At 68.7% G+C, this 20,385-nt stretch carries 16 protein-coding genes; 6 read left to right on the forward strand and 10 right to left on the reverse strand.

All coding sequences use genetic code 11. The features are described from left to right. The first annotated feature begins 114 nt into the window (after positions 1–114). The 5 genes from WMJ97_RS04895 to WMJ97_RS04915 are packed head-to-tail and all read left to right on the forward strand — an operon-like array spanning position 115 to position 7,321. A complete protein-coding gene (locus WMJ97_RS04895; RefSeq protein ID WP_347347851.1) occupies positions 115–4,065 on the forward strand; it encodes a Pls/PosA family non-ribosomal peptide synthetase in 3,951 nt (1,316 codons plus the stop codon). Next, entirely contained in the window at positions 4,062–5,381 is a 1,320-nt protein-coding gene (locus WMJ97_RS04900; RefSeq protein WP_347347852.1) for a heparan-alpha-glucosaminide N-acetyltransferase domain-containing protein, read from the forward strand. Before WMJ97_RS04895 ends, WMJ97_RS04900 begins: the two co-directional genes overlap by 4 nt. After that, positions 5,378–6,019, forward strand: a complete 642-nt coding sequence (locus WMJ97_RS04905) for a BPL-N domain-containing protein (RefSeq protein ID WP_347347853.1) — start codon at positions 5,378–5,380, stop codon at positions 6,017–6,019. The genes WMJ97_RS04900 and WMJ97_RS04905 overlap by 4 nt, the downstream gene beginning before the upstream one ends. Then, a complete protein-coding gene (locus tag WMJ97_RS04910; protein ID WP_347347854.1) occupies positions 6,016–6,768 on the forward strand; it encodes a hypothetical protein in 753 nt (250 codons plus the stop codon). The genes WMJ97_RS04905 and WMJ97_RS04910 overlap by 4 nt, the downstream gene beginning before the upstream one ends. Continuing rightward, on the forward strand, positions 6,662–7,321 hold the full coding sequence (locus WMJ97_RS04915; protein WP_347347855.1) for a hypothetical protein: 660 nt from the start codon (positions 6,662–6,664) through the stop codon (positions 7,319–7,321). Before WMJ97_RS04910 ends, WMJ97_RS04915 begins: the two co-directional genes overlap by 107 nt. A gap of 12 nt (positions 7,322–7,333) precedes the next feature. Here WMJ97_RS04915 and WMJ97_RS04920 read toward each other — a convergent pair whose 3' ends face one another. After that, positions 7,334–7,954 carry a hypothetical protein gene (locus WMJ97_RS04920; protein WP_347347856.1) on the reverse strand — a complete coding sequence of 207 codons (621 nt, stop codon included), beginning with the start codon at positions 7,952–7,954 and terminating at the stop codon, positions 7,334–7,336. A gap of 260 nt (positions 7,955–8,214) precedes the next feature. Here WMJ97_RS04920 and WMJ97_RS04925 point away from each other — a divergent pair, with 260 nt between their 5' ends. After that, on the forward strand, positions 8,215–9,621 hold the full coding sequence (locus WMJ97_RS04925) for a sugar porter family MFS transporter (RefSeq protein WP_347347857.1): 1,407 nt from the start codon (positions 8,215–8,217) through the stop codon (positions 9,619–9,621). Between the two features lie 115 nt (positions 9,622–9,736). Here the strand turns inward: WMJ97_RS04925 and WMJ97_RS04930 are convergent, their stop codons facing one another. The 9 genes from WMJ97_RS04930 to WMJ97_RS04970 form a co-directional block, all read right to left on the reverse strand. Then, the gene (locus tag WMJ97_RS04930) at positions 9,737–10,528 is read right to left on the reverse strand and encodes a phosphatase PAP2 family protein (RefSeq protein WP_347347858.1); all 792 of its coding nucleotides are present in this window, start codon (positions 10,526–10,528) and stop codon (positions 9,737–9,739) included. Positions 10,529–10,715: 187 nt separating this feature from the next. Next, positions 10,716–14,093 (reverse strand): pyruvate carboxylase, encoded by a 3,378-nt coding sequence (locus WMJ97_RS04935; protein WP_347347859.1) that lies wholly within the window; start codon positions 14,091–14,093, stop codon positions 10,716–10,718. 190 nt (positions 14,094–14,283) lie between these two features. Then, positions 14,284–15,627 carry a sn-glycerol-1-phosphate dehydrogenase gene (locus tag WMJ97_RS04940; RefSeq protein WP_347347860.1) on the reverse strand — a complete coding sequence of 448 codons (1,344 nt, stop codon included), beginning with the start codon at positions 15,625–15,627 and terminating at the stop codon, positions 14,284–14,286. Continuing rightward, the gene (locus WMJ97_RS04945; protein ID WP_347347861.1) at positions 15,624–15,902 is read right to left on the reverse strand and encodes an HPr family phosphocarrier protein; all 279 of its coding nucleotides are present in this window, start codon (positions 15,900–15,902) and stop codon (positions 15,624–15,626) included. Before WMJ97_RS04945 ends, WMJ97_RS04940 begins: the two co-directional genes overlap by 4 nt. Before the next feature lie 14 nt (positions 15,903–15,916). After that, entirely contained in the window at positions 15,917–16,285 is a 369-nt protein-coding gene (locus WMJ97_RS04950) for a PTS glucitol/sorbitol transporter subunit IIA (RefSeq protein WP_347347862.1), read from the reverse strand. 18 nt (positions 16,286–16,303) lie between these two features. After that, on the reverse strand, positions 16,304–17,347 hold the full coding sequence (locus WMJ97_RS04955; RefSeq protein WP_347347863.1) for a glucitol/sorbitol-specific PTS transporter subunit IIBC: 1,044 nt from the start codon (positions 17,345–17,347) through the stop codon (positions 16,304–16,306). Further along, a complete protein-coding gene (locus WMJ97_RS04960; RefSeq protein ID WP_347347864.1) occupies positions 17,344–17,901 on the reverse strand; it encodes a PTS glucitol/sorbitol transporter subunit IIC in 558 nt (185 codons plus the stop codon). Before WMJ97_RS04960 ends, WMJ97_RS04955 begins: the two co-directional genes overlap by 4 nt. A 42-nt stretch (positions 17,902–17,943) precedes the next feature. After that, positions 17,944–18,396, reverse strand: coding sequence for a transcriptional regulator GutM (locus tag WMJ97_RS04965; RefSeq protein WP_347347865.1), 453 nt, complete (start codon positions 18,394–18,396; stop codon positions 17,944–17,946). Positions 18,397–18,405: 9 nt separating this feature from the next. Next, positions 18,406–20,295: a PRD domain-containing protein gene (locus tag WMJ97_RS04970; RefSeq protein ID WP_347347866.1), complete on the reverse strand. Its 1,890-nt coding sequence runs from the start codon at positions 20,293–20,295 to the stop codon at positions 18,406–18,408. Positions 20,296–20,385: the final 90 nt, after the last annotated feature.

Consider the following 20,385-nt stretch of genomic DNA (forward strand, 5'->3'; position numbering starts at 1 on the left):
CCCAGCGAAATTTGCTGAGGGGGAATCACGGTGGCAGCACCGCCAATTAACTCGCTGGCGCCTGCGAGCACGCAGACGCCGCAGTCGCTTGACCACGATCGCCATGCGTCGTGGATGCCCGGGGAACCGCCCCGCCGGCTCTTCTACTTCCTGGAGCGCATCGCCGACACGGCGCCCGGCTCCACCGCGCTCGAGTGCAACGGCGTCGTCCGCTCCTATGCGGAGTTCGACGCCGACGGCAACCGGGTCGCCCACTACCTGTACAGCCTGGGCGTCCGGCCCGGCGACACCGTCGGCATCCTGATCGACCGCTCGCTCCCCATGTACCAGGCGATCCTGGGCGCGCTCAAGAGCGGCGCCACCTACGTGCCGATCGATCCGAACGCCCCGCACGACCGCGTCGAGTACATCGCGACGGACGCCGGCGTGAAGGTGCTGCTCACCACGAGCGACAAGGCGTCCTCGTCGGAGGGGCTCGACCTGCAGCCCGTCTTCATGGACGAGGTGGCCGCCGAGCTCACGCAGCAGCCGTCGAGCCGCCTGCCGATCGACGACTCCGACGACCCGGTCGCCTACATCATCTACACGTCCGGCTCCACGGGCCGCCCGAAGGGTGTCGCGGTCGCTCACTCGAGCATCTGCAACTTCATCAAGGTGGCGTCCGAGATCTACGGCGTGAAGGCGACCGACCGCGTCTACCAGGGCATGTCGGTCTCGTTCGACTTCTCGATGGAGGAGCTCTGGACGACCTGGGCCACCGGCGCCGCGCTCATCGCCGGCCCGACGGACGGCCGCAAGGTCGGCACCGGCCTCGCGGACTTCCTCGAGGAGAACCGCATCACGTTCATGCACGCGGTTCCGACCGTGCTGTCCACGATGGACCGGACGCTGCCGCGCATCCACACGCTCAACCTGGGCGGCGAGGCCTGCCCGCCCGAGCTGGTGGAGCGCTGGGGCTCGCACGGCCGCCGCATCCTGAACACCTACGGCCCCACCGAGTGCACCGCGTCGTGCACCTGGGCCGAGCTGCACCCGGGCGAGCCGGTCACGATCGGCAAGGCGCTGCCCACCTACGGGGCGACGCTGCGCGACCCGGAGACCTTCGAGATCGTTCCCGACGGCATGCCCGGCGAGCTGTGCATCACCGGCGTCGGCGTGGCCGTGGGCTACGTCGGCCGTCCCGACCTGACCGCCGAGAAGTTCGTGCTCGACGAGGAGGGCCGCCGCACCTACAAGACCGGCGACCTGGGCCGGTTCGACGAGAACGGCAACATCGTCTACCTCGGCCGCAAGGACGCCGAGGTCAAGGTCCGCGGTCACCGCGTCGACCTGGGCGAGATCGAGGGCGTCCTGCTCGAGAACGACATCGTCTCGACGGCCGTGCTCAACAAGATCGACAGCGAGGCCGGCGGCGAGCTGGCGGCCTACCTGCTGCTCAGCAAGGGCGTGGAGGGCAAGCGCGAGTTCGCGACGTCCCTGCACGATCACGCCCGCAAGCGGCTGCCGCCGTACATGGTCCCGGACTACATCGAGTTCGTGGACGACATCCCGCTCATGCCGTCCGGCAAGCCGGATCGCAAGGCGCTGCCGCTGCCCGCTCACCCTCGCCTCATCGGCGGCGGTGACGCCTACCGTGCGCCCGAGACCGAGACCGAGCAGTCGATCGTCGAGGTCTGGGCCCAGGTCATGAAGCTTCCGGCCGACCAGTTGTCGACCGAGGCTGACCTGTTCACCGACCTGGGTGGTCACTCGCTCATCGCGGCGACCCTCGTGTCGAAACTCCGTGCTTCCGGCCTGCCCGGGACCGAAGACCTGTCCATCCCCGATCTCTACGGACACCCGACGATCCGGGGCCTTTCCTCCTTCCTGGACGACAGCGGTGCCGTCGGTCATGAAGAGGTCGAGGATGCGGAACGGGTTCGGTACCCGGGGGGCCGGATTTTCCTGTTCGGCCTCGCGCAGTTCGCCTACCTGTACTTCATCGTGCTGGTGTCGATGCTGCCGATCGGCATTCTGTACTCGCTGCACGACGGGCGTCCGTCGATGGAGATGCTGTTCCAGTTGGCCGCCACGCTTCCGTTCAGCTACCTGTTCGGACGCTGGGTGCTCCCGCTGTGGACCGCGCGCTTCTTCGGCGACGGCATCGCCGAGGGCGAGTACCCGCTGTACGGCAAGGAGCACCTGCGGGTGTGGGTCGTCCAGCGCTCGATCTCGCTGTCGCCGCTGCCGAACCTGGCGGGCTCCCACTGGATGGCCGGGTACCTGCGGGCGCTCGGCGCGACGGTGGGCGAGGGCTCGCACATCGGCACCGCGCAGATCCCGCTGCCGACGATGGTCACCATCGGTGACAACGTGACGGTGGGTTACGAGACGCACCTGCGCGGCTTCGAGATCGCCGACGGACGCCTCCGCATCGGTCGCGTCACGCTGGAGAACGATGCCACGGTCGGCGCGAACGCCGTCCTGGCCGGCCCCTGCACCGTGGAGCACCACGCCGTCCTCCGCGCGCAGTCGCTGCTCGCCGAGGGCCAGACGGTGCCCGCCCGCGAGGTGTGGTCCGGTTCTCCGTCCGCCAAGATCAAGACGGCCAACGACCCGGCGCTCGAGACGATGATGGAGTGCGACAAGGCTCCGCGCGAGTGGTCCTACGACCTGCGCCGCAAGTTCGCCTTCGGCATCGCGTTCCTCGAGTTCCTGCCGATGCTGGCCATGCTGCCGATCGTCGCGCTCGTCTGGCTGGTCATGCTGGCCTACGAGGACGGCACGGCGCTCATCGTCACGCTGTTCACCGGCCCGGCCTTCGTCCTCACGGCGTGCGCGCTGATCCTCTGGTTCCGCCGCTTCGCGCTGCAGAAGACGCCGGTCGGCGTCCACCACCTTCGCTCCGAGCTGGGCGTCGAGAAGTGGTTCGGCGACAAGCTGCTGGAGGCGTCCCTCGGGCTCACCAACCAGCTCTACGGCACGATGTACACCGCCCACTGGCTGCGCGCCCTCGGTGCGCACGTGGGCAAGGACTCCGAGATCGCGACCATCGCGAACATCGATCCCGACCTGCTCACGCTCGGCGACGGCACGTTCGTCGCGGACATGGCGTCCATCGGCTCGGCGACCTACTCCAACGGCCACGTGGCCTTCCGCCGGACGGTCGTGGAGGACCGCGCCTTCGTCGGCAACGCCTCCTTCGTCCCGTCGGGCACGCGGATGGGCGGCGACTCGCTGCTCGGCGTCCTCTCGACCCCGCCGGTGCGCGGCGTCGGCAAGGGCACCTCGTGGCTCGGCAACCCGGCGATCTTCCTGCCCAAGCGTGAGGTCTTCGAGGAGTTCACCGAGGAGACGACGTTCGCGCCGCCGCGCTGGAAGGTGACGCTGCGCTACTTCGTGGAGTTCTTCCGCGTCGTGCTGCCGCCGACCATCCTCGGCCTGTCGACCTTCGGCACCCTGTGGGTGATCGCGATGCTGTCGCGCACCTGGCCGATGTGGGCCATCATCCTCATCTCCGCCGTCGTCGCGCTGGCCGGCAGCCTGGCCGTGACGCTCGTCGTGGCGCTCATGAAGTGGATGCTCCTCGGTCGCTACAAGACCCGCGTCGAGCCGCTGTGGGGCAACTTCGTCCGCCGCACCGAGTTCATGACCGGCGTCTTCGAGACCACCGCCGTCCCCGCGCTGCTGTCGCTCGTCAGCGGCACGCCGATGCTCGGCCCGCTCCTGCGCCTCTTCGGCGCCAAGGTCGGCCGGCGCACCCTGATCGACACGACCTACCTCACCGAGTTCGACCTCGTCCGCATCGGCGACGACGTCACGGTCGGGACGGACGTCTCGCTTCAGACCCACCTGTTCGAGGACCGCGTCATGAAGATGGGCGAGGTTCACCTGGAGTCCGGCTCGAGCGTCTCCAGCCGCGCGGTCGTGCTCTACGGAGCCACCGTCGGCGAGGACACCCGCGTCCAGCCGCTGACGCTGATCATGAAGGGCGAGTCGCTGCCCGCCAACACCCGCTGGGTCGGCATTCCCGCCCGGCGCGACCGCGGCACCGTGACCCAGCCCGTTGAAGGAGTTTCCGCATGAGTTCCGTCGCCCTGACCAACGCGACTGCTCTCCGCGCGAGTTCGACCTCGCGTCGCAGTGCCACCACGACCGAGCCGCGCCGTGCGGCCACCGACGGTGTCGACCTCGCCGAGGTTCCGCACATCTGTGAAGACCCGACCGAGTTCGAGCCGTCGACCCGGACCGCCAACCGCATCGTCGGCATCGACGTCGCCCGCGGCGTCGCCCTGTTCGGCATGATGATCGTCCACATCATCAGCGGCGAGACCGAGGACGGGCTCATGCCCTTCTCCTGGCGCATCAGCTCGGGCACCGCGTCCGCGCTGTTCGCCACGCTCGCCGGCGTCGGCATCGCGCTGAGCTCCGGCCGGCGCCGCCTTCCGACCGGACGCCGCTGGTTCGCCTCGGCCGCGTCCCTGGTCGTCCGCGCGATCATGATCGCGCTGATCGGCCTGACGCTCGGCATGGTGATCCCGACCGACATGGCGAACGTGATCCTGCCGTACTACGCGGTGCTGTTCATCCTCGCCATTCCGTTCCTGCGGATTCCCGCCCGGCTGCTCGGGGCGCTCGCCCTGGTCGTGGCCGTCGCGGTCCCGTTCTGGAGCTACGCGGCGCGCATGGTGTTGCCGGGCGGTGACGCGGTGAACCTCAACTTCATCAACGTCGCGGCCGACCCGGTGTTCGCCGTCCAGCGGCTGTTCCTGACCGGCGTCTTCCCGGCGCTGCCGTGGATCGCCTACGTGATGGTCGGCATGGCCATCGGACGCCTCAACATCCGTCGCTGGACGGCCCTGACCCTGACGCTCGCGGGCTCCGCGCTCGCCTTCGTCACGGCCGTGGCCAACTGGCTCCTGATGAACCCGCTCGGCGGGCTGCAGAACCTCGCCGACGTGGCGAGCCAGTCGATGGCGCTCGACGACTTCACGACCTGGCTCGTCTGGGGCGGCGACGGCACCGTGCCCACCACGTCCCTGTGGTGGCTCGGCATCCTGGCCCCGCACACGGGCACTCCGTTCGACATGCTGCTCACGATCGGCGTCGCCACCGCGGTGCTCGGTCTATGCATGATGCTCGGCGTGGTGGCCCCGAAGCTGGTCCGTCCGATCGCCGTCATGGGCTCGATGCCCCTGACCATGTACACGTTCCACCTGCTCATGACGATGATCCAGCCGGACACCGACTGGGAGTGGACGAAGTACATGATCGAGGTCGCCCTCCTGCTGACGTTCGCCCTGCTGTGGAGCCGCAAGTTCACGCGCGGCCCGCTGGAGGAGCTCATCAACGGGCCGGCGAAGTTCACCCGGGACCTCGTGATGGGGAAGAAGGCCCGATGAACCGCGCACTCGTCTACCGCGGGAAGGCGTCCACCGAGGGTTGCCCGGAGGCGGTCGCCCGCCTGCTGCGCGACGCCGGCTTCGACGTGGCCTACGTGGGCGAACGCGAAGACCTGCCGCTCACCGCCGAAACGCTGGCCGGGGCGTCCGTGTACGCCCAGCCGGGCGGCGGGGACCTCGACAAGGCCTGGAAGAAGATCCGCAAGAACGCGGACGCCGTGACCGACTACGTAGCAGGCGGTGGCCGATACCTCGGCTTCTGCCTCGGGGGATACCTCGCCGGTCACACGCCCGGGTTCGGGCTGCTGGACGGAGACACCGACTCCTACATCAGCTCCAAGGGCGCCGACGTCCACGACGAGGACGCCGCAATCGTCCAGCTCGACTGGAACGGTCAGCGCCGTCACGTCTACTTCCAGGACGGTTGCCGCTTCATCACCGGGAAGAACACCCAGGTGCTGGCGCGCTACACCAACGGCGAGCCGGCCGCGGTGCTCAACCGCTTCGGCGCCGGCTGGGTGGCGGCCGTGGGGCCCCACCCGGAGGCGACCGACGACTGGTACATCGACGACGGTCTGCCGGCCGTCCGCAACGACGACCTGGCGCTCGACCTCGTCCGGCGGTTGGTGTCGGCATGATCGACGTGTGGTTCGCCCACGCGACCGTCGTGCGCGAGGCCGACCTGGCGCTCTTGGACGCCGACGAGCTGGCCCACCTGGGCTCGCTCCGGCGCTCCGATGAGCGGGCGTCCTACGTGGCGGGGCACGCGCTGCTCCGCCGCGCGGTGGGCGCCGCCCTGGGCGCCGACCCGGCCGGCATCGAGTTCGGTCGCAGCTGCCTGACCTGCGGCTCGACCGACCACGGCAAACCGTTCGCGACCGCGGACGCCGCCCTGGCGTTCAGCATTTCGCGGACCCGAACCATGGTGGGCGTCGCCGTCGGCGGCGACCATCCGCTCGGGCTCGACCTGGAGGCGTTCGACGCCGTCCCGGTCGGGGCCGCCGAGCTCGTCGGCCTCCCAGCCGACTCGTCCACCGAGGACGTCGCGCGCCAGTGGGTGCGCGTCGAGGCCGTCCTCAAGGCGTCCGGTGCGGGCCTGTCCATCCCGCCCGACGCCGTCCGACTGACCGGGCCGGGCGCAGCCCCCCGGCTGCTCTCCTGGCCCTTCCCGGACGCCGCAGGCGTCCACGTCGCCGATCTCGCTTCCCCCAGCGGATTCGCGGCAGCCCTCGCCGTCATCGGCGGGAACCGACCGACCATCGCTATCCACAGGGGGAATCATGAAGAAGAAGACCTTTGCCATTCTGGCGCTGCTCGCGCTGATGTTCGGGGTGCTGACCGGCTGCACGGTCGACCCGGATCAGGCCGTGCCCACCAAGTACGTTGAGCGCGTCAATGTGACGCCGGAGGCCAAGGCCTCCGTCGGCGAGCAGCGTGCTCGCCAGGCCGCCAAGGTCGCCAGCGACTTCACGCTGGCCCACGGCACCAACCCGAAGCTGCTCGACCCGCAGAAGTCCCACTACACGGCCGACGAGCTGACGAAGGGCGTCGAAGGCTCGCTGACAACGGGCGCGCTGAACAGCTGGCGCAACCGCGTCAACAAGGCGCTGGCCGGCGACGAGGACGCCGTCGACGCGCTCGACGGCCTGCAGCTCTACTCGATCAAGGAGCCGACGTGGCAGGTGCCGACGAACGGCAAGCTGATCGTGAGCCAGCTGCTGACCAACGTCGAGGTCGACGCCGAGAACGACACGAAGAACGTGATCGTGACGATGCACCACCGCACCGTCGCCCACTACGAGACCGACAAGAGCCCGGTCGAGGTCACCTTCGACCGCGACCTCACCTACACCATGGCGCCCAGCGCCGATGGCAAGACCTGGCTGATCAGCGAGTACACCGGCCCGTACCGCCTCGATTCCGAGGCGCTGCTGCGCTGAGCTGAACCGTTGTCAGCCGAGTAACGCCCGAGCAGTTCCCCAGACCGACTCGGGAGAACCGGTGGCCGGCATCCCGCCCGCCCGCATCGACCAGGCCGTCAGGTCTGCGGTGAGGGCAACCTTGCGGGTGCCGGCCTCCGTGAATTTGGCGACCTCCACGACGAAGGGCAGCGGGATGGCCTCGCTGGACGCCATGCCCGACACCACGTCGAAGATGAGCGCCAGGATGTCCTGCCCCGGTTCGAGCGGCTGCGCCGCGTGGACGCCGAACTCGGTCATGTCGAGCAGGAACGCACCCTCGGGGGCCGTGATGAACACCGTGCGGACCGCCGGCTCGGAATCCTTCGTGATCACCAGCCGGACGACCTCGGTGCACTCCCCCATGATCGCCGCCACCGCGTTCGCGAAGTGCTGCGCGACGATGAGCTCGCCCTCGATGCCCGCCAGGTCGCGGACGAGCAGCGTGGCGTACCCCGCCCGCAGGGACGGTTCGTCGTCCAGCATCGGGAGGATGCCGATCGCGTCGAGGGCCCGGCGGCCCCCGTCGGTGGGGCCCATGTCGACCAACGCGACCAGTTCGTGGTCGGTGATGCCGACGGGGCCTTCGGCCTCGTCCTCGATGTTCTCGCTCATGCTGCTCCCTTGGTCGTCCTGCAGGTCTCTCCGAGCCTAACGGAGCGTTTCTACCTGACGTTGTCCACACTCGGGTGTGGGTTTTGTCACACACCCCGAGATGACGCCGCCGGTGCGGCGTCCCTGGACTCAGAACGGCAGAAGCGTCTCACCGAAACCTCTCCCGGCGTCCACGGGTGGAGCGATCTCCCCGGGGGCGTCCGGACGACGTACAGTCGCCCCGGCGGCCCAACGTGGGGCCCTGGCCGCTGGAGGCGTCCATGAACACTGAGAGCCCGAGCGACGAGCGGGTCCGTCCGCTGCCCGTGCGCGTGGTGGCCCTCATCGCCACGCTCGGCGGGCTGCTGTTCGGCTTCGACACCGGCGTCATCTCGGGCGCGCTGCCCTTCCTCAAACACCCAACGGACGCCGGCGGCCTCGGCCTGACCGACGCCGAAGAAGGCCTGGTCACGTCCGCATTGCCGGCCGGCGCAGCGATCGGCGCGCTCATCGTCGGCGGCCTCGCCGACCGCCTCGGACGCCGCACCATGCTGCTGTGGCTCGCGGCGCTTTTCCTGGTCGGCGCGCTGGGCACCGCGTTCGCCCCCGACCTGACGGTGCTCGTCGCAATGCGGTTCGTGCTGGGCCTGGCGGTCGGCGGAGCGTCCGCGACCGTCCCGATCTACCTGGCCGAGATGGCCCCCGCCGACCGCCGCGGGTCGATCGTCGCCATCGACCAGGTGATGATCGTGACGGGGCAACTGCTCGCCTACACCTCGAACGCGGCCATCGCGGAGCTGACCCATCACGCGGCGTCGTGGCGGCTGATGCTGGCGCTGGCGTCACTCCCGGCGGTCGCCCTCTGGATCGGCATGCGCGCCATGCCCGATTCGCCGCGCTGGTACGTCGCGCGCGGACGCGAACCCGAGGCTCGGCACGTCCTGCTGCGCCTGCAGACCGACGACGTCGAGCACCAGTTGGACGCCGTCCGCGCGACCCTGCGCGCGGAGCGCGCGGCCGGGAGCGCCAAACTGGCCGAGCTGCGGCGTCCGTGGGTTTTGAAGATCGTGGTGATGGGCTTCTCGCTGTCGCTGATCCAGCAGATCACCGGCGTGAACGCGATCATGTATTACGCGCCGACGATCCTGGCGTCCACGGGGCTCGGGACGAACGCGGCGCTCACCGCCACGATCGCGAACGGCGTCGTGAGCGTGCTGGCGTCCCTGCTGGGACTCGTGCTGGTCGGAGTCCTCGCGCGCAAGCGCCTGCTGCTGCTCGGCCATTGCCTGATCGTGGCGTCGCTGGCCGGGATCGGCGTCCTGTCGGTCGTGACGCAAGGCACGGGCGCGACGTGGCTCGTGCTCGCGCTGATGTTGGTGTTCCTGGTCGGGCAGCAGGGGTCTGTGTCGCCGGTGACGTGGGTGATGCTGTCGGAGATCTTCCCGCTACGCATCCGCGGGCTCGGCGTCGGGTTCTCGGTGCTGGGCAACTGGGTGACGAACACGCTGATCAGCTTCAGCTTCCCCATTCTGCTCGGCACCGTCGGGCTGGGCCCGGTCTTCGCGGCGTTCGCCGTGATCAACGTCGTCGCGATGGTGCTGGCGCAGCGGTTCCTTCCGGAGACGTCCACACAGACCCTCGAGGAGATCGAGGAGGCTCTCCGCGAGCCCGTGGGCGTTTCTACCTGACGTAATCCACCGTCTGAGGTGGATTTCGTCACACACCCCGTGTGGCGTTTCTACCTGACGTTTCCCACCTCCCAGGGTGGAGAACGTCAGGTAGAAACGCCCACAGGCACGTCCCTCACCCGGACGCCGGCCCCGGTCGCAGGGCCGGTGCCGCGCGCTCTTCTTCGATCGGACGCCCCTCCTCGCGATGCCGGACGGCCCGCCAGATGCGGTGCAGCGCGATCACCACGGCGACCCACGCGAAGCCGAGCAGCCACCCCGCGAATACGTCGGTCAGCCAGTGGTGCCCGAGGTAGACGCGCGTCAGCCCCATCGTCAGGGCATACAGCCCGAAGAACGCGACCCAGAACAGCCGCACGCCCCACCCGTACGGTTTCGTGTGCCGCAGGATCAGGTAACACAGAATCCCCGCGATCACCGTCGCGTTCAACGTGTGCCCGGACGGGAAGCTCGGCGAATACTCGTACGGCGGGATCGCCTCGGCCAGCGGCGGCCGGACGCGTCCCACCGCCCGCTTCCCGAAGTACGTGATCGCCAGGGCGCCGCCCGCGGCGACGGCGGTGAGGACGAAGGGCGTCGCGTCCCGCCAGCGCCAGCACAGGAACGCGACGACGATCACGCTCACGATCGGCTGCCACAGTGGCCCGCCGGTGTTGGAGTACCAGGCGATGACCCCGTTCAGCGTCGGCGTCCGGACGGATTCGGCCCAGGTGAGCACCGGCCGATCCCACAGCGCGATGCCGTTGCCCTGGCTGACCGATTCGAGGACCTCCTCCGCGCCGTGCGTCAGCCAGATGGCCAGGCCGAGGCAGACCACGAGGGCAGTCGCCAGGATGACCGCGGCCGACCGCCGATCGGGAGGACGCCGGGCGAGGCGGGCGTCCGGGCGGGGTGCAGGAGTGCTCACGCCCCCAGCCTGCCACTGGTGACAAGGGAGGACGCCCCTCCTCGGGCCGTTTTGGTGGAGCACTTCGTCGGCCCGTAGGGGGATGCGGCGCGAGGTCGCGACCCAGAGGGGCAGCGGCGTCCCACCGCCTGTGTGACAAAACCCACCTCAGGGTGTGGAGAACGTCAGGTAGAAACGCCCCACGGGGCTACTCGACCACCACCAACAGATCGCCGCCCTCGACGGCCTGGGCGTGTCCGATGGCGAGGCGCTGGACAGTCCCGCCGACGGGGGTCGTGATGGCGGCCTCCATCTTCATGGCCTCGATGGTCGCGACCTGCTCGCCGGCCGCCACCTCCTGGCCCTGCTCGACCACGAGCGTCACCACGCCGGCGAACGGGGCGGCGACCTGGCCGGCCACCGAGGCGTCCGCGCGCTCGCGCGTGGCTACGGTCGACTCGATCGCGTGGTCGCGGACCGCCACCTGACGCATCTGGCCGTTGATAGTGGCCATGACGCTCCGGAACCCGCGCTCGTCGGGCTCCCCGATCGCCTGCAGGTTCACCAGCAGGGTCTTGCCGCGCTCGATCGGCACCTCGTGCTCGACGCCGAGCTCCAGCCCGTGCAGGAACTGCCGCGTGGTCAGCACCGACAGGTCGGAGTACTCCTCGGACGCCTCCTCGAAGTCCTTGGTCGGGCCGGGGAACAGCAGCCGGTTCAGCGTGGCCCGGGGGTCGCTGCCGAGGGCGGCGGCGTCCTCGTCGGCGAGTTCGGTGACCACCGGACGCGTGCGGCGTCCGGCGAGCGCCTTCGTCCGGAAGGGCTCCGGCCAGCCGCCGGGCGGGTCGCCCAGGTCGCCGTTCAAGAACCCGATCACCGAATCCGGGATGTCGTAGCGCTGCGGGTCGGCCTCGAAGGCGTCCGGGTCGATGCCCTGCCCGACGAGCGCGAGCGCGAGGTCGCCCACCACCTTCGAGCTCGGCGTGACCTTCACGATGTTGCCCAGGATGCGGTTGGCGGCCGTGTACATGTCTTCGATCGCCTCGAACCGCTCCCCCAGCCCGAGCGCGATGGCCTGCTGCCGCAGGTTCGACAACTGGCCGCCGGGGATCTCATGGGCGTAGACGCGTCCGGTCGGGCCGGGCAGGCCCGACTCGAACGGTCCGTACAACAGCCGGACGGCCTCGAAGTACGGCTCCAGGGACGTCGCGGCATCCAGCGACAGGCCCGTGCTCCGCTCGGTGTCGTCGGTCGCCGCGATGAGCGCCGACATCGACACCTGCGAGGTCGTGCCCGCCCAGGCCGCCGAGGCGACGTCCACGGCGTCCACCCCCGCGTCGATCGCGGCGAGCAGCGTGCCGAGCTGCCCGCCGGCCGTGTCGTGGGTGTGCAGGTGCACCGGCACGTCGAAGTTCTGCCGCAGCGAGGCGACGAGTTTCGCGGCCGCCGGGGCGCGCAGCAGCCCCGCCATGTCTTTGATCGCGAGGATGTGGGCGCCCGCGTCGACGAGTTGTTCCGCCAGCCGCAGGTAGTAGTCGAGCGTGTACAGCTTCTCGCCGGGGCTCGTCATGTTGCCCGTGTAACACAGCGCAGCCTCGGCGACGGCGTGGTCGGTTTCGAGGACGGCCTCAATGGCCGGGCGGATCTGCTCGACGTTGTTGAGGGCGTCGAAGATCCGGAAGATGTCGATGCCGGAGCGAGCCGCCTCCGCGACGAACGCGTTCGTCACGGCCAGCGGGTACGGGGTGTACCCGACCGTGTTGCGGCCGCGCAGCAGCATCTGGATCGGCAGGTTCGGCATGAGCTCGTGCAGCGTGTCGAGCCGCTCCCACGGGTCCTCTTTCAGGAACCGCAGCGCCACGTCGTACGTCGCCCCGCCCCACGCCTCGACCGAGAACAGGCCGGGCAGCATGCGCGCGAGGTGCGGTGCGACGTTCATGAGGTCGCGCGTCCGGACGCGCGTCGCGAGGAGCGACTGGTGGGCGTCCCGGAACGTCGTGTCGGTGACGCCGACGGACGTCCGCCCGCGCAGCTCGGCCGCGAAGCCGGCCGGGCCGAGCGCGAGCAGGCGCTGGCGGGAGCCGTCCGGCACGGGCGCATTCAGGTCGAGGGGCGGCAGTTTCTCGCGGGCGACGATCGGCGTCCGGGGCTCGCCGAACGGCTTGTTGACGGCCGTCTCGGCCAGGTAGGCGAGCAGCTTGGTGGCGCGGTCGGCCGGATCCTTCGCGTGCAGCAGCTCCGGACGCTCGTCGATGAAGGACGTCGTCGCGCGCCCCGCGAGGAACTCCGGGTCGGCCAGGACGCCTTGCAGGAACCCGATGTTCGTCGAGACCCCGCGGATGCGGAACTCGCTCAGCGCGCGGCGCGCCCGTCGGACGGCCGTCGGGAAGTCGCGCCCGCGGCAGGTGAGCTTCACCATCATCGAGTCGAAGTGCGCGCCGATCTCTGCCCCGGCGAACACCGTGCCGCCGTCGAGGCGGATGCCGGCGCCGCCCGGCGTCCGGTAGACGCTGACCCGGCCCGTGTCGGGCCGGAAGCCGTTCGCCGGGTCTTCCGTGGTGACGCGGCACTGCAGGGCGGCCCCGCGCGGGTGGATCGAATCCTGGGTGAGGCCCAGGTCGGCGAGCGACTCCCCGGACGCGATGCGCAGCTGGCTGCTGACCAGGTCGACGTCGGTGATCTCCTCGGTGACCGTGTGTTCGACCTGGATGCGGGGGTTCATCTCGATGAACCGGTACTCGCCGTCCTTGCCGAGCAGGAACTCCACGGTGCCGGCGTTCTCGTACTGGATGTGCCGGGCGAACTTCACGGCGTCCGCGCAGATGCGCTCGCGCAGCCCGGGGTCGAGGTTCGGCGCCGGCGCGAGCTCGACGACCTTCTGGTGCCGGCGCTGCACCGAGCAGTCGCGCTCGTACAGGTGGACGACGTTGCCCTGCCCGTCGGCGAGGATCTGCACCTCGATGTGCCGAGGATCGACCACCGCCTCCTCCAGGTACAGCCGCGGATCGCCGAACGCCGACTCGGCCTCGCGACGGGCCTCCTCGACGGCGGGCCGCAGCAGGTCCGGCGCGTCGACGCGGCGCATCCCGCGGCCCCCACCGCCGGAGACTGCCTTCACGAACACCGGGAACCCGATCTCCTCGGCCGCGGCGACCAGGGTGTCGACGTCGTCGCTGGGCTCGGACCCGCGCAGCACCGGCAACCCCGCCTCGCGGGCGGCCGCGATGGCGCGCGCCTTGTTGCCCGTCAGGTGCAGCACCCGCTCCGACGGCCCGACGAACGTGATGCCCGCCTCGGCGGCGGCGCGGGCCAGATCGGGGTTCTCCGAGAGAAACCCGTAGCCGGGATAGATCGCGTCGGCGCCGGCCGCCACAGTGGCCTTCACGATGCCCTCGACGTCGAGGTAGGCGCGGACGGGGTGGCCGACCTCGCCGATCAGGTACGACTCGTCGGCCTTGAGGCGGTACTCGGCGAGGCGATCCTCGTGGGGGTAGACCGCGACGGTGCGGGCCCCCAACTCGGTGGCCGCGCGGAACGCCCGGACGGCGATCTCGCCACGGTTGGCGACCAGGACTTTGTTGAACATGGGGATCCCTCGAATCGAGCGGTGGGGGGACCCGGCCCAATCTACGGGGTCGCCGGGGCTGGGGAACAGTCCCGGACGCCGTGACATCCCGCTCCAGCACGGCCCGCGTCTGTGAGGAGCGGACCGCCGGCGGCGTATGGAAGGGAAAACCGCCCTGGAGACCGGGGCGGTTCCCCATCCGCTCAAAGGGTTAGGTCCACAGGCCGCCGGGGGCGAAGACTTCCTCGACCAGGTCGTCGAACCAGCCCAGCTCGCGGGCCACGTCCAACACCGTGTACCGCGACCGGTAGTACATCGCCCGCGGGAACGTCGCCTTCACCGCAGCCGCCGTCAACCCGATGTCCTCCGGCCGCGACGGCGCCCCCGCCCTGGCCAACATCCCCTGCAGCTCCTTCGCCGGCACGACCTGCGCCGCCAACTCCCCCTTCAACGACGGCCACGCCGCCACGAGCCGCTCCACCCGACGACGCAGCCCTTCAGCATCCACATACTTCTCCCGCGTCTCGGTCAACCCCTTCTCCACCAACGGGCCCGACATCGTCGCCCGAATATCAGCAGCGATCTCCTTCCACGTCGGCCACGCCGCCACCACCGCCTCCACATCAACACCCGCGACATCCCGCGCCAAGAACCGCTCATAAAACGCGCACATGGCCAACGTCCCGATCGCCACCTTGAACCCATGCGACAACGGCGGATCCAACTCCGCCCCCAGATGATCCAACTCCCACAAGTGACTGAAGTAATGCTCCGCGCCCGACGCCGGCCGCGTCCCCCGCGCCACCTGCATCGCCAACCCCGACAGGACAAGCCCCGAGCACAACCCCTCAAACGCCTCCGGAACACCCGCCGCCAACTCCGCCGGCCGCGACAACGCCTCCCGCACACCCCCCTGCACCAACCCCCACGCCAACTCATTCAACGGATCGACACCGACCGCGTCCGCGATCAACCAATCAGCACCACCGGGCAACTTCGCCGACAGGTCCCCATACCCCGAGGCCGCCATCGGCGCCGGAGCATCCGCGACCACATCCAGATCGAACACGACCGCCAACGGTGCCGGGCACGGCATCGTGATCTTCACACCGTCACGCGTCATCGGCGCCCCAAAACCCGTGTACCCGTCCATCGACGCCGCCGTCCCGACCACCGCGTACGGCTGCCCCAACTCCCCCGAGGCCAACTTCACCAGGTCATTCAACGTGCCCGACCCGACCGCAACCCCCAACGCGCCCGTCGCCACCAAACGCTGCTTGATCTCCACACAATGCTCGTAAGCGGCGTACAACGTCGGCGACCCCGGAAAAATCATCGGCTCGACCACCTCAGCCCCCACCTCCCGGAGACGCTCAGCGACCACCGCACCCGCCGCAGCCCACGTCCGCTCATCAGCGACCAACAACACCGGCCCACCATCAGCCAACAACGTGCCCCCGATCGTGCGGCCGGCATCCGCCAGCACCCCACGACCCACCTCCACCACTCGCGTGGTCTCCGCATGCTCCAACGCACGCGCCAACGTCTCGTTCATGACTGTCCTTTCCTGCCCGGCGCCTCGCCGGATTCCTCGGATGTGCGGGTCAATGCGGCCACGACGGCCGCGAGGGCGTCCCCCTCGTCGAGACCGTCGGCCCACACATCGACGGCGCTTCCTCGCTGCAACCCGAGCGCGAGGACGTCCACGGCCCGCCGCAAGCTGGCGGTCTGACCGCCAGCTCGCAGATAGATGCTGCTGTGGAAGCCCGCCGCCAGCGTCACGAGCTCGTGAGCCACGAGCGCGTGGACGCCGTGCGGGCGCGCCACCACGACACTTTCTCGGATCAAGGCTTCTCGATCACGATGCGGCTGCCGACCTGCACCGTCGGGATGTCCCCGCCGGCATCGACATGAATCGCCCCGTGCATTTTCGGGACGGAGGCCCCGTCCAGGTTGACGGTCACGTGCCCCAGCGAATCGAGGTTCTGCTGAGCGACCTCACCGACCGCCGTGATGGGGAGCGGACGTCCGTCGATCACGAGTCGCTGGCCTGCGGCGATCGTGTCGGTGGAGGCGGTGACGTCGATGAGGAAGCAGAAGTCGCGCAGCGCGGCGGGTGCGTTCTCGCCGAACGTCACGAACATGCCCTCGGGAAGGAATGCTGTTGCGTCGTCACCAGCCCCGACGACGGTGGTGCGATAGATCTCGGTCATGCGTTGTCTTCCTTTCGGTCAGCTGCTGTACAGGCCGATGCTGGCGAGCCACGCGACGGCCACCCGCGGGACACCGGTGAGGAACCGGGAGTAGAGCACCGACGGGACGCCAACCTCGACCGTCTCCGGCTGTGCCTCTGCCAGACCCAAGCCGACCGGGATGAAGTCGCAGGCGTTCTGGGTGTTGATCGCGAACAGAGCGGGCAAAGCGAGGCTGGGATGAATGTTGCCCTTGCCGATCTCGACGCCGATGAGCGTCCCGATGATCTGGCCGATGACCGCGCCGGGCCCGAGCAGCGGGGAGAGGAACGGCAGCGAGCAAATGAACCCGAGCACGATCAGTCCGATTCCGGACCCGGCCAGCGGGGTCAGCATCTTCGAAAACCACGTGCCGAATCCGGACGCGTTGATAATGCCGATGAGCATGGCCACGAATCCCATGAACGGGATGATCGTGTTCAGCATGGTTTGCACTGCGTCGCGGCCGGCCTGGTAGAAGACCGACACGACGCGACCGGCCCCCAGACCGATCCGCTCCAGAAGGGACTTGTCCCGCTTGGCGGCGATCGTCTGGGAGATCTTCTTGTCGGTTGACCACGTCACGGACGCCTTCGTCTCACCCTGCCCGGGTTCGGCGGCCTCGTCGGTTGCCTGGGTCGCGGCTGGCACCGCGCCCACCGCAGCCCCGTCGGCCAGTTCGACCTGCTCGGCACCGACCGCCGACACGTAGATTCCCTCGTGGATGTACTGGGCCAACGGCCCCGTCTTTCCCGTCGGCATGACGTTGATGGTCGGGATGTTCTTGCGCGGGTAGAGCCCGCAGCGCAGGGTTCCGCCGCAATCGATGACGACGGCGAAGATCTCCTCGTCGGGCACCGACGTGGCGAATCCGTTGACGGGCTCGGCCCCGGTGAGTTCGGCGATCCGGTCGACCACCTCGGGGCGCATGCCGCCGCCGACGATGTAGACCAGCTTGTTCTTCTCGGGTGTCGGAGTCAGGGTCAGGGGTCCGCCGAATCCTCCATGGCCCCGCTGAACAACGACGGTATGGAACTCGGTCATTTGTTCCCCTCCACGTGGGCGACCTTGCTGAGGGTCACGCCCTGCTGCTTACTGACATAGGCCGTCGTCAAGTCGGTCACCCAACCGGCGACGAAGTTCATCACGAGGCCCACCAGCAGGTAGCGAATCGCGAGCGGACCGGTGCTCAGCCCGAGCTGCGTCACCCCTTGGGCGATCCCCAACCAGATGAAGAGCTCGGCGGGGTTGATGTGCGGGAACACGCCGTTGCTGGTGTGGCAGAACTGTCCCGCGGACGCGAAGTAGCTCGGCTTGTAACGCTCGGGCAGGAAGCGCCCCAACGAATGAACCATCGGGTTCGTCAACATGAACGAGCCGATGAACGGCAGCAGCAGGTAACGGCTCACCGGGTTGTTGCCGGCCTTGGCCGCAAACCCGTTGATCTTGTCTTCGCCGATCAGTTGGATCAGCGAGTTCATGGCGATCAGCAGCATGAGCACAAGAGGCACGATGCTGCCCATCCATCCGACGAACGTTTCGGCACCAGCCTGGAAGAGGCCGACAAACCATTCCGCGGCGTGCACGAGGATGTCCATGATCACTCCTTTCAACAGTGGGTGGTGATGTCTCCGCCGGGGTCAGGCCGCAGCCGGACGCCGACGGATCTTCTTGACCGAGGCGCCGAGTTGCGCCAAGGGAGACAAAGGCTCGGGGGCGGTGCCCCCGTCGGTGACGATGCGGTAGTTGTCGCGGGCGTTGTCGACGGCCTGCCGGAGGCTCTTGGTCCAACGGCGGTCACCGGATGCGTCCACGTCGAGGAGCGTCTGGCCGTTGAAGCCGTCGAACTGTCGGAAGCGCGCCAGCACGGAGACGCCGGCCAGTCGGCGTCCGTCGCGGATGAACCCCTCCTCGTCGAGGAGAAACATGACGATCGCGCCGGCCGTCAGGAGGCCTTTCCTTTTCCCGATGGCGACGCGCCCGCGGATACGCAGCGCCCGAAACTCGGATGCGAAGTTCTTCATCTGCCGGAGCCCGAGAATCGTGTTGAGCCCGTAGATCACGGCGAATGCGATGGCGATGGTCCAGAACATGAGGGCTCCTCAGCGCTCGGGGGGACGGAAGTTGTTCTCCATGAAGTAGAAGAACTGTTCGTATGAATGGAGACGCGAAAGCCGGTTGAGCAGCGACCGGTCGGACGCGAGCCGGATGATGTCGTCGTAGGCCTCGATGAGAACCGTGTCGTCGAATTCGTTCTTGTGGGGCAGCACCATCAGAAAGACCGCGCGGATGCCGGGTTCGTCGTCAAGGTGCGGCACGACCCCGAGTGCGAACAAGATCGAGTGCATGGTTGACGAACTCACATGAGGAAATGCGACGAATTCGTCGAGCCGCATCGTCCCGCGGGCCTCGCGCTCACGCACGGCCGCAGCGGCCTCGCGTTCGAGACGGCCGGATTCCTCCAGGGATGTCAGCATGATGTCCAGCGCCTGCGGGTAGCCTGTCCCCTCCGGTAGGGAGAAGAACCCCCAGTCGGCGAGTGCCGACGTCAACACGGACGCCGGGCTACTCCCGAGCGTGCGTACGCGTGGTGAATAGCGAAGACGTTCGACCTGCCGCAGCAGCTCGTCGCCGTCGAAGACCTCACGCAGTTCAACCGTTGTGGTCGACGTGGCGACAGGCTGCCCAGCCGTCGTGATCACCACATCGAAGTCATCCGCCGACTCGCTGGGAGCGATCGGCACGAAGGTGGTACCCCGGGGGAACACCCGTTCGAGCTGCGATTGGAGAAGTCGGGCCGACGCGCGCCCCGAACCAGTGGCGATCGCGATCTTGAGCGTGCGCCCCTGGTGCGACGAATACTCCTCGAGGAACACCTGGAAATAGGTGGCCATGTAGCCGAGTTCGCTGTCGACAACGTCGATGCCGGTTTCTCGGGCGATCACGCGCGCGGCGATCGTGGCCATCGTGTGTGCCAGCGGGTAGCGCTGGCCCATCTCCGTCGGCGAGGCCTGCTCCAGCCTGATGCGGTATCGCAGTCGGTTGAGCATGAACGCGAGGTGGTGCACGAACTCGCGCAGCAACTCGTTCGGCATCATGTGGACGTCGAGTTCGCGCCCGATTTCGCTGAGAATTTCGGTGACGAGCGCGCTCGTGTCATCGTCGGCGATCAGGCCGTCCAGGGCGCGTACGTCCCCGGGCGTCCGCATGCCTGCCGCGGGCAGGCTCAAGAACAGCTCCTCCTCTGGAGGAAACTCCTCCCCGAGAAGGCGTCCCACACGCTGGGCGACCTCGCGCGCAAAGTCGTGCGCAGGCGTCCCCGCAAGGTCGGCGTAGCGCTGCGGCAGCGGCCCGAGATGATGCCCGTTGAGGTGCCGATCGATCATGACGGTGCACCAGCGCAACACGTTCGCGACCGTGTCGGGGTTCAGGAGGCGCTGGTCTCCGGTGTGGGCGACGTCCAGTGCGATTTCCTCGTCGAGCCCGTAATCGCCATAGGCAGCGTCGAAGGCGCGCTGCAGGATGAACTGACGCCACTCCAACTCCGGGCCGATGGCACGTAGGCCGACGTGGGTGCGCCCCTCGATTCCGAGGGTGTAGGACGCCAATTGCTCACGAAGCCGGGCCAGATCAGCCGTGACGGTCGTGCGGCCGACGCTCATGGCCGCGGCCAGTTCTTCGGCACGCAGCGGGATATCGGCTCGGAACAGACGGGCCGCCAGGTAGCTCGTGCGCCGATCCAGGTCGTTGAAGCTGGAATTCTGCGTCAGCAGCGACGTCCGGACGCTCTGGAAGCGCTGCTCGTCCACCACTAGCAGCCGATAGCGACCGTCCCGCAGCCGCACCGAGCCGGCCGATCCGAGGGCCGCATTCAGGTGCTCGATATCGGAGGCCACGGTTCGCGGGCTGACATTCAGGCGAAACGAGAGTCCCTCGACAGAGGCGCTCAAGGCCGTTTCGAGATGCCGTAGAATCACCGCCCGCCGATCCATGACGCCCCCTCTTCACACCGTTGTCGAGTCCATGCATTTTGAACGTAACATCGTCTGGCTATGGGGGATACCGCGGAATAGCTCGCCTTC

The organism is Nigerium sp., assembly GCF_039811905.1.
GTDB lineage: Bacteria > Actinomycetota > Actinomycetes > Propionibacteriales > Propionibacteriaceae > Propioniciclava.

Coding starts and splice junctions, on each gene's coding strand:
- WMJ97_RS04900 (WP_347347852.1), top strand. CDS start 4,062: ATGAGTTCCGTCGCCCTGACCAACGCGACTGCTCTCCGCGCGAGTTCG.
- WMJ97_RS04905 (WP_347347853.1), top strand. CDS start 5,378: ATGAACCGCGCACTCGTCTACCGCGGGAAGGCGTCCACCGAGGGTTGC.
- WMJ97_RS04940 (WP_347347860.1), bottom strand. CDS start 15,627: ATGAACGAGACGTTGGCGCGTGCGTTGGAGCATGCGGAGACCACGCGA.
- WMJ97_RS04895 (WP_347347851.1), top strand. CDS start 115: ATGCCCGGGGAACCGCCCCGCCGGCTCTTCTACTTCCTGGAGCGCATC.
- WMJ97_RS04925 (WP_347347857.1), top strand. CDS start 8,215: ATGAACACTGAGAGCCCGAGCGACGAGCGGGTCCGTCCGCTGCCCGTG.
- WMJ97_RS04915 (WP_347347855.1), top strand. CDS start 6,662: ATGAAGAAGAAGACCTTTGCCATTCTGGCGCTGCTCGCGCTGATGTTC.
- WMJ97_RS04910 (WP_347347854.1), top strand. CDS start 6,016: ATGATCGACGTGTGGTTCGCCCACGCGACCGTCGTGCGCGAGGCCGAC.
- WMJ97_RS04950 (WP_347347862.1), bottom strand. CDS start 16,285: ATGACCGAGATCTATCGCACCACCGTCGTCGGGGCTGGTGACGACGCA.
- WMJ97_RS04965 (WP_347347865.1), bottom strand. CDS start 18,396: ATGTTCTGGACCATCGCCATCGCATTCGCCGTGATCTACGGGCTCAAC.
- WMJ97_RS04935 (WP_347347859.1), bottom strand. CDS start 14,093: ATGTTCAACAAAGTCCTGGTCGCCAACCGTGGCGAGATCGCCGTCCGG.
- WMJ97_RS04970 (WP_347347866.1), bottom strand. CDS start 20,295: ATGGATCGGCGGGCGGTGATTCTACGGCATCTCGAAACGGCCTTGAGC.
- WMJ97_RS04960 (WP_347347864.1), bottom strand. CDS start 17,901: ATGGACATCCTCGTGCACGCCGCGGAATGGTTTGTCGGCCTCTTCCAG.
- WMJ97_RS04920 (WP_347347856.1), bottom strand. CDS start 7,954: ATGAGCGAGAACATCGAGGACGAGGCCGAAGGCCCCGTCGGCATCACC.
- WMJ97_RS04955 (WP_347347863.1), bottom strand. CDS start 17,347: ATGACCGAGTTCCATACCGTCGTTGTTCAGCGGGGCCATGGAGGATTC.